Source organism: Pseudomonas sp. RGM 3321 (assembly GCF_022836805.1).
Classification (GTDB): domain Bacteria; phylum Pseudomonadota; class Gammaproteobacteria; order Pseudomonadales; family Pseudomonadaceae; genus Aquipseudomonas.
The window spans coordinates 64,122-80,510 of sequence record NZ_JALHBH010000120.1 but is presented as its reverse complement, the minus strand read 5'-3'; the positions used below and the strand labels follow the sequence as shown (position 1 = coordinate 80,510).

The following is a 16,389-nucleotide window of genomic DNA, read 5'->3' as shown; positions in this document are numbered from 1 at the left end:
GAGAAAGATGTGCAGCTTGCCGTCAAGGGCGACCAACTGATCGTCAGTGGCAAGCGACAGTCGCTTATCGAACCCGCCGTACTGGCGATGTTGCGCGAGAACAAGGCGGCGTTGATCGAATTGATCAATGCCGGCGAGTATTACAGCGGCAAGGCCGATGAAGTGGAGGTCCCTGCCCAGGCGATCATGCCTGGCTGCGAGCGCATCACCCCCGAAATGTTGCCGCTGATCAAACTCGACCAGGCAGCCATCGAAACCATCGTTGCCCGCGTCCCTGGCGGTGTGCGCAATGTGCAGGACATCTACCCGCTGGCGCCGTTGCAGGAAGGCATTCTTTATCACCACATCGCCGCTGATCAGGGCGATCCTTACGTACTGCAAGCTCAGTTTACGATTGCCAGCCGGGAACGTTTCGACGAGTTCACCACAGCCTTGCAGCAAGTCATCGACCGTCATGACATCCTGCGTACCAGCGTGGTATGGGAAGGCCTGGACGAGCCAGTGCAGGTTGTCTGGCGCAAGGCTGATCTGGTGCTTAGCGAAATCACCATTGACCCTGCCGCCGGCCCCGCCAGCGAGCAATTGCAACAACGCTTCGACCCACGGCATTACCGCCTCGATATCAGCCAGGCACCGTTGCTGCGGCTGGCCTTCACCCACGACGTGGTCAACCAGTGCTGGGTGGCGATGCTGCTGTTTCACCACATCGCCATCGACCATGCGGCACTGGACCACGTACAGCATGAAATCCATGCGCACCTGTACGGTCAGGCCCACACCCTCGGCGAGCCGGTGCCATATCGCAACTACGTGGCCCAGGCCCGGCTCGGCGTCACGAATAAACAGCACGAAGGTTTTTTCCGCGAGATGCTCGGCGATGTCGATGAACCAACGTTGCCATTCGGCCTGCACGATGTGCGCGGCGATGGCCATGGCATCGAAGAAGCACACCAGACCCTGTCGGCCGAACTGAGCAAGCGTTTGCGCACCCAGGCCCGACAGCAGGGGGTGAGTGCGGCGAGTCTGCATCACCTCGCCTGGGCTCATGTGCTTGGGCGCCTGAGCGGGCGCACTGATGTTGTATTCGGCACAGTGCTGCTCGGGCGCATGCGTGGCGGCGAAGGGATTCGCCGGGCCTTGGGAATGTTTATCAATACCTTGCCACTGCGGGTGAACGTGGGTGAGCAGGATGTGTGCTCAGGGGTCAAGGCGACCCATGCACGTTTGACAGCGTTGCTCGGCCACGAACACGCGTCACTGGCGTTGGCCCAGCGTTGTAGCGGTGTGACCGCGCCGACGCCACTGTTCAGTGCGCTGCTCAACTACCGCCACAGTTCCGCTGAGGCGGTAACCGGTCAGGCGATTCAATTATGGGAAGGGATCAAGGTCAGGGGCGGCGAAGAACGCACCAACTACCCGTTGATTTTGTCCCTCGACGATCTTGGCGAAGGGTTCAGCCTCAATATTCAGGCTGTCGCCGGTATCGGCGCCCAGCGGGTTTGCGGGTATATGCGAGCGGCGCTGGAAAGCCTGGTGCATGCGTTGGAACAGACGCCACAGGCGTACTTGAACAGCTTGCCGATTTTGCCTGCTGCAGAGCGCGAGCAGCTGCTGTCAGCATTCAACGATACCGTGCTGGATTACCCGCAGCAGCAGACCATTCATGGCTTGTTCGAAGCGCAGGTCGAGCGCACCCCGCAGGCGCTGGCAGTCGTGCATGGCGAACAGCGCCTGACGTATCGCCAGCTTAACGAGCAGGCCAACCGCCTGGCCCATGCCTTGCGCAAGCAGGGCGTGCAGCCGGATTCGCGGGTCGGCATTTGCGTTGAGCGCGGCATGGAGATGGTCGTCGGCTTGCTGGCGATCCTCAAGGCGGGCGGCGGTTACGTGCCGCTCGACCCGGCTTATCCAGCGGAACGTATTGCTTACATGTTGCAGGACAGCGCTCCGGCCGCAGTACTGGCTCAAACCGCTACTCAGGGCCTGCTGGCCGACGTTTCGGTACCTGTCATCAATCTTGATCTGAGCGATTGGCAGGACCAATCCGTCCAGAATCCGCAGGTGCCTGGTCTGACTTCTGCGCATCTGGCGTACCTGATCTACACCTCGGGTTCGACCGGTCTGCCGAAAGGCGTGATGATCGAACACCGCAACACCGTGAACTTCCTGACCTGGGCGCACACGGCTTTTGATGCGTCTGCTCTGGAAAAAACACTGTTTTCCACCTCGCTGAACTTTGACCTTGCGGTCTACGAGTGCTTCGCGCCGCTGACCTCGGGCGGCAGCATCGAAGTCGTCAAGAACGTGCTGGAACTGCAGCACGGCGAGCACGATATCGGCCTGATCAACACCGTACCGTCGGCGCTCAAGGCCTTGTTGGGAGTCAATGGCTTGCCAACATCGGTCCACACGGTAAACGTTGCTGGTGAAGCGCTGAAACGCAGCCTGGTAGAAAACCTGTTCGAAAAAACCGGCGTGCAGCGGCTGTGCAACCTCTACGGCCCATCCGAAACGACCACCTATTCAAGCTGGGTGGCGATGGATCGTGAAGACGGCTTCGCTGCACACATCGGCAAACCAGTGGGCAATACGCAGTTCTACCTGCTGGATGAGCAGCAACAGCCCGTGCCACTGGGTGTGGCGGGAGAGATCTACATCGGCGGCGCTGGCGTGGCCCGTGGCTACCTGAACCGCGACGACCTGACTGCCGAACGCTTCCTCAAAGACCCATTCAGCCAGCTGCCAGCGGCACGCATGTACCGCACCGGCGACCTTGGCCGTTATCTGCCAGATGGCAATATCGAATACCTCGGCCGTAACGACGATCAGGTGAAAATCCGCGGCTTCCGTATCGAGCTCGGCGAGATCGATGCGCGTCTGGCCAAACACCCGGCCGTCCACGAAGCCGTAGTGACAGCCCGCGAAGATGTGCCGGGCGACAAGCGTCTGGTGGCTTATTACACACTGGTCGCCGGGCATACGGCGGTGGACATCGATAGCCTGCGCAACCATTTGCAGGAAAAACTGCCGGAATACATGGTTCCAGCCATTTACGTGGCGCTGGAGAAGCTGCCACTCACCCCCAACGGCAAGCTCGACCGCAAGGCGCTGCCAGCGCCGGACGTTGACGCACTGATCAGCCGTAACTACGAAGCCCCCAAGGGCGAAACCGAAACGCAGATCGCGGTTATCTGGCAAGAATTGCTGGGCGTCGAGCAGGTCGGTCGTCACGACAACTTCTTCGAACTGGGCGGTCATTCGCTGCTGGCGGTGAGCCTGATCGGGCGCATGCGTCAGGTCGGTCTGAGTGCTGATGTAAAGACGCTGTTCAGTCAGCCAACCCTCGGTGCACTGGCCCGTAGCGTAAGCGATGGTGAATCAGGCAGCGGGGAAATAAATGTACCGGCCAACCTGATTACCCAAGGTTGCGAACGCATCACTCCAGACCTGTTGCCACTGATCAACCTGACCCAGGCGCAGATCGATCAGGTAGTGGCCTGCGTGCCCGGCGGCGTGGCGAATGTGCAGGACATCTACCCGCTGGCGCCATTGCAGGAAGGCATTCTCTATCACCATATCGCCGCAGAGCAGGGCGACCCTTACGTGCTGCACTCACAGTTCACACTGTCGGATCGTCAGCGTCTGGAAGCCTTTGCCAAAGCGCTGCAACAGGTCATCGACCGCCATGACATCCTGCGCACCGCGGTGATCTGGCAGGGGCTGGACGAACCGCTGCAAGTGGTCTGGCGCAAGGCCGAGCTGAGTATGGAACAGGTCCATCCGGACCCGCGCAACGGCGATATCGCACGCCAGTTGCGAGAGCGCTTCGACATTCGTCACTCGCGCCTTGATCTGACCAGGGCGCCACTGATGCAACTGGTGTTTGCCGAAGACGAGGCCTGCCAGCGCTGGGTGGTAATGCTGCGCTTCCATCACATGGCGCTGGACCACACTACGCTGGAGGTGGTGCGCCATGAGATTCAGGCGTATTTGCTCGACCAGCCCGATACCCTCGCCGCGGCCATACCGTATCGCAACTACGTGGCCCAGGCCCGCCAGGGTGTAGGCCGCGAGGAGCAAGAGGCGTTCTTTCGCGACATGCTCGGCGATGTCGATGAACCGACGCTGCCGTTTGGCGTAAGCGATGTGCAAGGCGACGGTCAGCCGGTCAAAGAGGCCACCTGTGTGCTGCCGTCGACGCTGAGCCTGCGTCTGCGCGCCAGTGCCCGACAACTGGGGGTGAGTGCCGCCAGCCTGCATCACCTGGCCTGGGCTCAGGTGCTGGGCAGGGTATCGGGCAAGCAGGATGTGGTGTTCGGCACCGTACTGATGGGCCGAATGCTGGGCGGCGAGGGCACGGAACGGGCACTGGGGATGTTCATCAACACTCTGCCACTGAGGGTTGTCGTGAGCGAACAGGGCGTGCGCGCCGGGGTCAGAGCGACCCACGAAAGCCTGACCGAATTGCTCGGCCATGAGCACGCATCCCTCGCCCTGGCCCAGCGTTGCAGCGGCGTAGCCGCACCGACCCCGTTGTTCAGCGCCTTGCTCAACTACCGGCACAGCGCCCCGGCCAGCGTGTCCGAACAGGCCATGCAGGCGTGGCAGGGTATTGATGCCCTGAGCAGCGAAGAACGCACAAACTACCCGCTGACCTTGAACATCGATGATCTGGGTGACGGCTTCAGCCTCAATGTATTGGCGGTCGCGGACATTGATGCCCAGCGCGTCTGCGATTATATGCAGACGGTCTTGAGCCATCTGGTCGAAGCTCTTGAATCTGCACCGGATTCAGCCGTGTGCGGCCTGCCGATAGTGCCGGAAGCCGAACGTCGGCAACTGCTGGTCGCATTCAACGACACCGCGCGGGATTACCCGCAGCAACAGACCGTGCATGGCCTGTTCGAAGCTCAGGTGCGTAACAACCCGGAAGCTTGCGCCGCAATCCACGACGGCGTTGCCTTGAGTTATACCGAACTCAACACCCGGGCCAACCGCCTGGCGCGGCATCTGCTGGGGCTCGGTGTGCAGCCGGGTGACAGCGTGGCGATCCTGCTGGAACGCAGCCATGATTTGCTCGCCAGTCAGTTGGCAGTGCTCAAGTGCGCGGCGGTGTACGTGCCGCTGGACATCAACGCACCGGTCGAGCGCCAGAGTTTCATGATTGAAGACAGCCTGGCGCGTGTCCTGCTGACTCACAGTCAGGTATCGCTGACAACAAGCGCCCAGCGTATTGACCTCGATGGCCTGACGCTGGAGCGTCTGAAAGGCACCGATCTGGCATTGCCGCCGCAGTCCAGCGAAAGCGTTGCCTACATCATGTACACCTCCGGTTCCACCGGCACACCGAAGGGGGTGCTGGTGCCGCACCGGGCCATCAGCCGTCTGGTGATCAACAACGGCTATGCCGATTTCAATGCACAGGATCGCGTCGCATTTGCCTCCAACCCGGCCTTTGACGCCAGTACCCTGGATGTCTGGGCGCCGCTGCTCAATGGCGGCTGTGTGTTGGTGATCGGGCAGCACGACTTGCTCTCGCCGCTGAATTTCCAGCACCTATTACTGGAACAATCGGTAAGCGTACTGTGGATGACCGCCGGATTGTTCCATCAATACGCTTCAGGTCTGGGCGAGGCCTTTTCGCGCCTGCGCTACCTGATTGTCGGCGGTGATGTGCTGGACCCGGCCGTTATTGGCCGAGTGTTGGTGAATAATCCGCCACAGCATCTGCTCAACGGTTATGGCCCGACCGAAGCCACGACGTTCTCCGCGACTTACGAAATTACCTCGGTCGGCAATGGCTCGATCCCTATCGGCAAACCCGTGGGCAACAGCCGCCTGTATGTGCTCGATAACCAAGGCCAACCGGTGCCGTTGGGCGTGCCCGGCGAGCTGTATATCGGTGGGCAGGGTGTCGCCAGGGGTTATTTGCACCGGGATGAGCTGACCCTTGAGAAGTTCGTCGCCGACCCGTTCAACAGTGACCAGCAGGCTAGCTTGTACCGCACCGGCGACCTGGTGCGCTGGCGTGCCGACGGCAACCTCGAATACCTCGGTCGCAATGACGAGCAGGTGAAGATTCGTGGTTTCCGTGTTGAACTGGGTGAAATCGAAGCACGTCTGGCCGAACACGCCGAGGTTCGCGAAGCCGTAGTGCTGTGCCGTCAGGATGCGCCTGGCGACAAGCGTCTGGTCGCTTATGTCACGGCGCAGCAGCCTGAAACTGCACTGGACATCGAACACCTGCGCAGCCATCTACAAGGCTTGTTACCGGACTATATGGTGCCGGCGGCCTACGTGCAGCTCGATTCACTGCCGCTGACCGCCAACGGCAAGCTCGATCGCAAGGCCCTGCCAGTGCCGGATGCGCAGTCGCTGGTCAGCCGTGGTTACGAAGCACCGCAAGGCGAAGTGGAAAAACTGCTGGCCTCAATCTGGGCAGACGTACTCAAGGTCGAGCAGGTCGGTCGTCATGATCACTTCTTTGAACTGGGCGGCCACTCTCTGCTCGCGGTGACGCTGATCGAGCGCATGCGTCAGATGGGGCTGAGTGCCGATGTGCGTGTGCTGTTCAGCCAACCGACCCTGGCCGCGCTGGCAGCAGCGGTCGGCGGCGGCAAGGAAATCGTAGTCCCGGCCAACCTGATCCCGGAACGCTGCGAACACATCACCCCGGACTTGCTGCCGCTGATCAGTCTGACCCAGGCGCAGATCGACCTGGTGGTTGCCGGGGTGCCGGATGGCGCGGCAAACGTGCAGGATATCTACCCGCTGGCGCCCTTGCAGGCGGGGATTCTCTATCACCACCTCAGCGCGGAACAGGGCGACCCCTATGTGCTGCAATCGCAGTTTGCTTTTACAAGTCAGGAGCGTCTGGAGGATTTCGTCGTGGCCCTGCGACGGGTTATTCAACGCCATGACATCCTGCGTACTGCGCTGGCCTGGGAAGGACTTGATGAGCCGGTGCAAGTGGTCTGGCGTCACGCCAGCCTGATCCGCGAGCGTCTGCATCCGGACCCGCAAGGCCCCGATGTGTCTGCACAGCTTCATCAGCGTTTCGACGCCCGGCACTATCGTCTGGACATTCGTCAGGCACCGATGATGCGTTTGATTCATGCCTGGGATGAGCCCAACCAGCGCTGGCTGGCCTTGCTGCTGTTTCATCACCTGGCGCTGGACCACACCGCGCTGGATGTGCTGCGACACGAGATGCAGGCCTGCCTGCTGGGCCAGCAAGCGCAACTGGGCGCGCCGGTGCCGTATCGCAATTATGTGGCTCAGGCGTGTCTGGGCCTGAGCCGCGAGGAGCACAAGGCATTCTTCCGCGACATGCTGGGCGACGTCGACGAGCCGACGCTACCATTTGGCCTGCAGGATGTGCAGGGCGACGGTCACGCTATCGAAGAGGCGACGCGGGTCTTGTCTGCGGCGCTGAACCTGCGCCTGCGGGCTCAGGCACGGCAACTGGGCGTGAGCGTTGCCAGCCTGGCGCACCTGGCGTGGGCGCAAGTACTGGGTAAGGTGTCGGGCAGGCAGGATGTGGTGTTCGGCACCGTACTGATGGGCCGGATGCAGGGTGGTGATGGCGCTGACCGGGCCCTGGGGATGTTTATCAACACCTTGCCGCTGCGGGTTGCCGTAGGTGAGCAGGGCGTGCGGGCCGGGGTGCAGGCGACGCATGCGCGACTCACGGCATTGCTGGGCCATGAACACGCGTTTCTGGCACTGGCCCAGCGTTGCAGTGGCATATCCGCGCCGACACCGTTGTTCAGCGCCTTGCTCAACTACCGGCACAGCGCCGAGGCCCGGGTGTCCGAGCAGGCCACACTGGCCTGGCAGGGTATCGAAACCCTCGGTGGAGAGGAACGCACCAACTACCCGCTGGCCTTGAATGTCGACGACCTGGGCGATGGTTTCAGCCTGAATGTGCAGGTCAGCGGCAACGTAGGCGCCATGCGGGTGTGTGACTATATGGAAACCGCGCTGGAGCAGCTGCTTCTGGCGCTGGAGCAGGACCCCGAAGCGCCGCTGAACAGCATTGCGATTCTTTCGGCTGCCGAACGGGAGCAGCTACTGGTCGGGTTCAATAACACCGCGCTGGATTACCCGCACCAGCAGACCGTGCATGGCCTGTTCGAAGCACAGGTCCGTAACTACCCGGAAGCCTGCGCCGCAATCCACGACGGCGTTGCCTTGAGTTATACCGAACTCAACACCCGGGCCAACCGTCTGGCGCGGCATCTGCTGGGGCTTGGCGTGCAGCCGGGCGATAGCGTGGCGATCCTGCTGGAGCGCAGCCATGATTTGCTCGCCAGTCAGCTGGCAGTACTCAAATGCGCAGCGGTGTATGTACCGCTGGACGTCAACGCTCCGGTAGAGCGCCAGGCGTTCATGATCGAGGACAGTCAGGCGAGTGTCCTGCTGACTCTCAGTCAGATGTCGCTGACAACCAGCACTCAGCGCGTCGACCTTGACCGCCTGATGCTAAACGGCCTGGATAACGATGATCTGGCGCTTGCGCAGTCCAGCGAAAGCGTCGCCTACATCATGTACACCTCAGGCTCCACCGGCACGCCGAAGGGGGTGCTGGTGCCGCACCGGGCAATCAGCCGTCTGGTGATCAACAACGGTTATGCCGACTTCACTGCGCAGGATCGCGTGGCGTTCGCCTCCAATCCGGCCTTTGACGCCAGCACCCTGGACGTCTGGGCGCCACTGCTCAATGGTGGCTGTGTGGTGGTGATCGGGCAGCACGACTTGCTCTCGCCGTTGAATTTCCAGCGCCTGCTGCTGGAACAGTCGGTCACCGTGCTGTGGATGACCGCCGGGCTGTTCCATCAATACGCCTCGGGTCTGGGCGAAGCCTTTTCACGCCTGCGCTACCTGATTGTCGGCGGCGATGTGCTGGACCCGGCAGTGATTGCACGGGTACTGGCCAACAACGCGCCGCAACATCTGCTCAACGGTTATGGCCCGACAGAAGCCACGACATTCTCCGCCACCTACGAGATTGTGTCGGTCGACAATGGCTCGATCCCTATCGGCAAACCGGTGGGCAACACTCGCCTGTATGTGCTCGACAGCCAAGGCCAGCCAGTGCCGTTGGGCGTACCCGGCGAGCTGTATATCGGCGGGCAGGGCGTTGCCAAGGGCTATTTGAATCGAGATGAATTGAGCGCCACGCAATTTGTCGTCGATCCGTTCAGTGAGCGAGCCAATGCGCTGATGTACCGCACCGGCGACCTGGTTCGCTGGCGCGCCGACGGCAATCTGGAGTACTTGGGTCGCAATGACGCTCAGGTGAAAATCCGCGGTTTCCGCGTTGAGCTGGGTGAAATCGAAGCGCGCCTGGCCGAACACGCCGCTGTTCGCGAAGCTGTGGTGCTGTGCCGTCAGGATGTGCCCGGCGACAAGCGTCTGGTGGCTTATGTCACTGCGCAGCAGCCTGAAACTACGCTGGACATCGAACACCTGCGCAACCACCTGCAAGGCACGTTGCCGGACTACATGGTGCCCGCAGCCTACGTGCAGCTCGATGCGCTGCCGCTGACTGCCAACGGCAAGCTCGACCGCAAGGCGCTGCCCACGCCGGATGCGCAAGCGCTGATCAGCCGTGGTTATGAAGCACCGCAAGGCGAAGTCGAGACCCTGCTGGCAGCGATCTGGGCGGACGTACTGACGGTCGAACAGGTCGGTCGTCATGATCACTTCTTCGAACTGGGCGGCCATTCGCTGCTGGCAGTGATGCTCATTGAACGCATGCGTCAGGTCGGTCTGAGTGCCGACGTACGTGCGCTGTTCAGCCAGCCGACCCTGGCCGCGCTGGCGGCGGCGGTGGGCAGCGGTCATGAAGTTCACGTTCCGGCGAATGGCATTACAGCGGACTGCCAGCGGATTACACCGGACATGGTGCCGCTGGCAAACCTCAATCAGGTCGCCATCGACCGGATCATTGCAACGGTTCCCGGTGGCGTCGCCAACGTACAGGACATCTACCCACTGGCACCGCTGCAGGAAGGTATTCTCTATCACCACCTCAGTGCCGAACGCGGCGATCCCTATTTGCTGCAATCGCTGTTCAGCTTCGCCAGCCAGGAGCATATCGATGATTTTGCCCGCGCCTTGCAGTTCGTGATCCAGCGTCATGACATCCTGCGCACCGCACTGGTCTGGGAGGGCCTGGACGAACCGATGCAAGTGGTCTGGCGTCAGGCGTTGTTGATGCGCGAAAGCTTTGATGCCGACCCGCATGCTAGCGACATGGCGGCACAGTTGCACCAGCGTTTCGACGCCAGGCACCATCGCCTGGACATTCGTCAGGCGCCGATGATGCGTTTGATTCATGCCTGGGACGAACCAAACCAGCGCTGGCTGGCGTTGCTGCAGTTCCATCACCTGGTCATGGACCACACCACGCTGGACGTGGTGCGCTACGAGATGCAGGCCAGCCTGCTGGGGCAGGAGGCGCAACTGGGCGCGGCGGTTCCGTATCGCAACTATGTCGCTCAGGCCCGACTGGGCGTTAGCCAGGATGAGCATGAGGTGTTCTTCAGCGACATGCTCGGTGACGTCGACGAGCCGACGCTGCCTTTCGGTTTGCAGGAGGTGCAAGGTGACGGCCATGGCATCGAAGAAGACCAACTGGCGGTAGGTGCAGACCTCAGCGGTCGCTTGCGGGTCCAGGCCCGTCAACTGGGAGTGAGTGCCGCGAGCCTGGTCCACCTGGCCTGGGCGCGACTGTTGGGGCAGGTTTCGGGGCGTGACGACGTGGTGTTCGGCACCGTGCTACTGGGCCGGATGCAGGGCGGCGACGGCGCCGACAGGGCGCTGGGGATGTTCATCAACACCTTGCCGCTGCGGGTGACGTTGGGCAGTCGCAGTGTCTGTGAAAGTGTCAGGGAGGTGCACGACAAACTGACCGCGCTACTCGGCCATGAGCACGCATCGCTGGCACTGGCCCAGCGTTGCAGCGGCGTAGTCGCACCGGCGCCGTTGTTCAGCGCCTTGCTCAACTATCGCCACAGCAGCGTTGCCGTGACCGATGAGGCGCTGACGGCCTGGAATGGCATGCAGTCGCTGGGCGATGAAGAACGCACCAACTATCCGTTGACCCTGAACGTTGATGACCAGGGCGCAGACTTCCTGTTGACGGTGCAGACCGTGCCACAGATCGGGGCCGCACGGATTTGCGCCTACATACAGCAAACCCTGGACGGTCTGGTGAATGCGCTGGAACATACGCCGCAGACCCCGTTGCACGCCATTTCGATACTGCCGCCCAGCGAGCGTGAGCAATTGCTCGAACAGTGGAACGAACCTGGCAAGCACTACGCGAATGACACACCGATCCACCAGCAATTCGAAGCCCGCGCCGCAGAACGGCCGAATGCCGTGGCGCTGGTGTTCGAAGAACAGACACTGAGCTACGACGAACTCAACGCGCGTGCCAACCAGGTTGCCCATCGCTTGCTCGCGCTGGGTGTGCGCCCGGACGATCGTGTGGCGATCTGCGTCGAACGTGGCCCGGCGATGATTATCGGCTTGCTGGGCATCCTCAAATCCGGCGCTGGTTACGTGCCACTGGACCCGGCTTATCCCCCTGAGCGCCTGGCCTACACCCTCGGCGACAGCACGCCGGTGGCATTATTGAGCCAGCAGTCAGTGCAGCAAGCGTTGCCGGTGTCGCAAGTGCCGGTGATCTATCTCGACGATGCCGGTTTGCAGGACGAATCCGTCTGTAATCCGCAGCTGTCGGTCAAGTCCAGCGATCTTGCCTATATCATCTACACCTCCGGTTCCACTGGTCTGCCGAAGGGCGTGATGGTCGAGCACCGCAACGTTGCACGGCTGTTTTCGGCCACCGAAGACTGGTTCGGCTTCAATGCACAGGATGTCTGGGCATTTTTCCACTCGTTCGCCTTCGACTTCTCGGTCTGGGAAATCTGGGGCGCGTTGCTGCACGGCGGCCGTCTGTTGATCGTGCCGCAACTGGTCAGCCGCTCCCCGGAAGACTTCTATACGCTGCTGTGCACTGCCGGTGTCACGGTGCTTAACCAGACACCGAGTGCGTTCCGGCAACTGATTGCTGCCCAGGGCGAGAAAGAGCAGGCACATTCATTGCGCCAGGTGATTTTCGGCGGCGAGGCGCTGGAAACGGCGATGCTCAAGCCTTGGTACGCCCGCAACGTGAATGCTGGTACACAGTTGGTAAACATGTACGGCATCACCGAAACCACAGTGCATGTGACCTATTACCCGTTGCAGCCTGAAGATGCCCAGCGCGTTGGCGCCAGCCCGATCGGCACGCGCATTCCGGACCTGCAGCTTTATCTGCTCGATGCCCAAGGTGAACCGGTGCCGGCAGGTGTGGTCGGCGAGTTGTACGTGGGCGGTGCCGGTGTGGCGCGGGGCTATCTGAACCGCGAAGCACTGACGGCCGAACGTTTCATCGATAACCCGTTCAATACGACGCCGGGCACGCGCCTGTATCGCACCGGCGATCTGGGACGCTGGCTGACCGATGGCAGCCTGGGATATCTGGGCCGCAACGACGAACAGGTAAAGATTCGCGGTTTCCGTATCGAGCTGGGTGAAATCGAAGCGCGTCTGGCTGAACATCCTGAAGTACGCGATACCGTGGTGCTGTGCCGTGAGGATGTGCCCGGCGACAAGCGTCTGGTGGCCTATTTCACGACGCAGCACCCGGAAAGGCTGCTGGACATCGAAACCCTGCGCGAACATCTGCAAGGGTCATTGCCGCAGTACATGGTGCCTGCGGCCTACGTGCAGCTCGGTGCACTGCCACTGACCGCCAACGGCAAGCTCGACCGCAAGGCGCTGCCAGCGCCTGACCGTTCTGCGGTGGCCAATCGTGGCTACGAAGCGCCCGAAAGCGATACCGAAATGGCCATTGCGCATATCTGGCAAGACCTGCTGCAACTGGAGCAGGTCGGCCGGCATGACCATTTCTTCGAACTGGGCGGCCACTCGCTGCTGGCCGTGAAACTGATCGAGCGTATGCGCCAGATCGATCTGGTTGCCGATGTACGCGTGCTGTTCAGCCAGCCGACCCTGTCTGCCCTGGCGGCGGCGGTGGGCGGCAAGGGGGCCGTCGAGGTGCCCGCCAACCTTATTCCCGCCGACTGCGAGCGCATCACTCCGGGCATGCTGCCGCTGGCATCGCTGAGCCAGGACGACATCGATCGCGTGGCGTCCAGCGTGCCCGGCGGCATGGCCAACGTGCAGGATATCTATGCCCTGGCGCCGCTGCAGGAGGGGATTTTGTATCACCACCTTGCAGCGGTCGAGGGTGACCCGTACCTGCAATACGCCCTATTTTCCTTTGACAGTAACCAGCGTCTGCACAGTTTTGCCCAGGCACTGCAAGGTGTGATCGCGCGGCACGATATCCTCCGCACTGCCGTGCTTTGGGAGCGTCTCAAGGCTCCGGTGCAGGTGGTCTGGCGTGAAGCGCCTCTGATGCTTGATGAGCTGGTAATAGACCCGGCCGATGGCGACGTCACCGAACAGTTGCTCAAGCGTCTTGACCCGCGTCACACGCGGCTGGACATCCGTCAGGCGCCGATGCTGCGCATCGGTTACGCCTACGAGGCAGTAAATAATCGCTGGCTGGGTATGCTGTTGTTCCACCACCTGGTGGACGACGCCACGTCGCTGCGCATTCTCACCAGCGAAATCGAGGCGCACATGCTCGGCCAGCAAGCCTCGCTGCCGCCGTCCGTGCCTTATCGCAATTATGTGGCTCAGGCCAGGCTCGGTGTCAGCCGCGAGGAACATGAGGCGTTTTTTCGTGACATGCTCGGTGACATCGACGAGCCCACGCTGCCATTCGGCGTGCAGGACGTGCAGGGCGACGGGCGCGGTATCGAGGAAGCATGCCAGCGGGTCGATATCGACCTGAGTCAGCGCTTGCGGGCGCAGGCTCGTCAACTCGGGGTCAGTTCCGCCAGCCTGTATCACCTGGCCTGGGCCCGTGTACTGGGCGCGTTGTCAGGCAAAGGCGATGTGGTGTTCGGCACTGTGTTGCTCGGTCGTTTGCAGGGCGGTGTCGGCTCCGACAGGGCGCTGGGAATGTTCATCAACACCTTGCCGCTGCGCGTCACGCTGGGCGAGCAGGGCGTGCGCAGCGGCCTGAAAGCCACTCACGCACGGCTCAGTGGCTTGCTCGCCCATGAGCACGCCTCACTGGTACTGGCCCAGCGCTGCAGCGGGGTGCCCGCGTCAACGCCACTGTTCAGTGCCTTGCTTAACTACCGGCATATCGACGCAGAGCTCAATCAGCAGGCTTTCGACGCCTGGCAGGGCATCGAACATCTGCACGGTGAAGAACGCACCAACTATCCGCTGACTCTTTCGGTCAACGATGAAGGAGTGGGCTTCAGCCTCACGGTCCAAGCCATCGCCAGTATCGATGCGCAACGGGTCTGCGCGTATATGCAAACGGCGCTGGAGAGCGTGGTCAGCGCACTGGAGCAGTCCAGCGAGGTGCCTCTGGCAGGTTTGTCGGTTGTGCCGGCAGCAGAGCGTGAGCAACTGGTGTTCTGGCTCAACGCTACCGAGCTGGATTACCCGCAGCAGCAGACCATTCATAGCCTGTTCGAAGCGCAGGTCGAGCGCACGCCGCAGGCTTTGGCGGTGGTGCATGGCGAACAGCGCCTGACGTATGGCGAGCTCAACGAGCAGGCCAACCGCCTGGCCCATGCCTTGCGTAAACAGGGCGTTCAGCCGGATTCCCGCGTGGGGATCTGCGTAGAACGCGGGGCAGAAATGATCGTCGGCTTGCTGGCGATCCTCAAGGCGGGCGGTGGCTATGTGCCGCTGGACCCGGCTTATCCGGCGGAACGAATTACTTACATATTGCAGGACAGTGAGCCAGCGGCGGTGTTGGTCAAGGCAGCCACTCGGCATTTGCTGGCAGGCGTTTCGGTGCAGACCATCGACCTTGATGATCAGAGCGCCTGGCAACACGAATCAATACACAACCCGGAAGTCGAGGGCCTGACTTCGGCACATCTGGCGTACCTGATCTACACCTCGGGTTCGACCGGTCTGCCGAAAGGCGTGATGATCGAACACCGCAACACCGTCAACTTCCTGACCTGGGCGCACACGGCATTCGACGGTTCTGCACTGGAAAGGACGTTGTTCTCCACCTCGCTGAACTTCGACCTCGCAGTCTACGAATGCTTCGCGCCGCTGACGTCGGGTGGCAGCATCAACGTGGTGAAAAACGTCCTTGAACTGCAACACGGCGAACACGATATTGGCCTGGTCAACACCGTGCCGTCAGCGCTGAAAGCGCTGCTGGAAATCAACGGTTTGCCAGAGTCGGTCCACACCGTAAACGTCGCCGGCGAAGCGCTCAAGCGCAGTCTGGTGGAAAACCTGTTCGAAAAAACCGGCGTGCAGCGGCTGTGCAACCTTTACGGACCGTCTGAAACCACCACCTACTCAAGCTGGGTCGCCATGGATCGCGAAGACGGCTTCGCTGCGCATATCGGCAGGCCGGTGGGCAACACCCGGTTCTACCTGCTGGACGAGCAGCAACAGCTCGTTCCACGCGGCGTGCCAGGTGAAATCTATATTGGCGGGGCCGGTGTAGCCCGCGGTTATCTGAACCGCGATGATCTGACCGCCGAACGCTTCCTCACGGACCCGTTCAGCCTCACACCGGGGGCGCGGATGTACCGCACCGGCGACCTGGGTCGCTACTTGCCGGATGGCAATATCGAATACCTGGGGCGCAACGACGATCAGGTGAAGATCCGAGGTTTTCGTATCGAACTGGGCGAGATCGATGCGTGTCTGGCCAAACACCCAGCGGTACACGAAGCGGTGGTCATGGCTCGTGAAGACGTGCCGGGCGAAATCCGTCTGGTGGCGTATTTCACACCGACCGACCCGGCAGTGATAACGGATAGCGGGAGTCTGCGCACACACCTGCAAGGGCTGCTGCCGGACTACATGCTGCCGGCCGCGTATATGCCGCTTGATGCGTTGCCGTTGACGCCGAACGGCAAGCTCGACCGCAATGCCCTGCCAGTACCGGACAGCAGCGCATTTGCCTCGCGAGCCTACGAAGCCCCGGTGGGTGAGGTGGAGATCAAGCTGGCAGCGCTATGGGCGGAGCTGCTCAATGTCGAAAAGGTCGGGCGTCATGACCATTTCTTCGAACTGGGCGGGCATTCATTGTTGGCGGTGACCCTGATCGAACGCATGCGTCAGGCGGATCTGGAAGCTGACGTGCGAGTGCTGTTCGGTCATCCGACGCTTCTTCAGGTGGCGGCCTCGGTGGGGCAGGTCAAGCGGGTGGAGGTGCCGCAGACGAAAATCCCGATGCTCAATCGCAAACGCCGTATCTGAAACCAC

At 61.6% G+C, this 16,389-nt stretch carries 1 protein-coding gene; it reads left to right on the top strand.

Annotated features, from left to right (window positions below; genetic code table 11):
• Window positions 1–9: 9 nt before the first annotated feature.
• The gene (gene sypB, locus RGM3321_RS24225) at window positions 10–16,383 is read left to right on the top strand and encodes a syringopeptin non-ribosomal peptide synthetase SypB (RefSeq protein ID WP_244395352.1); all 16,374 of its coding nucleotides are present in this window, start codon (window positions 10–12) and stop codon (window positions 16,381–16,383) included.
• The last annotated feature ends 6 nt before the right edge of the window (window positions 16,384–16,389 follow it).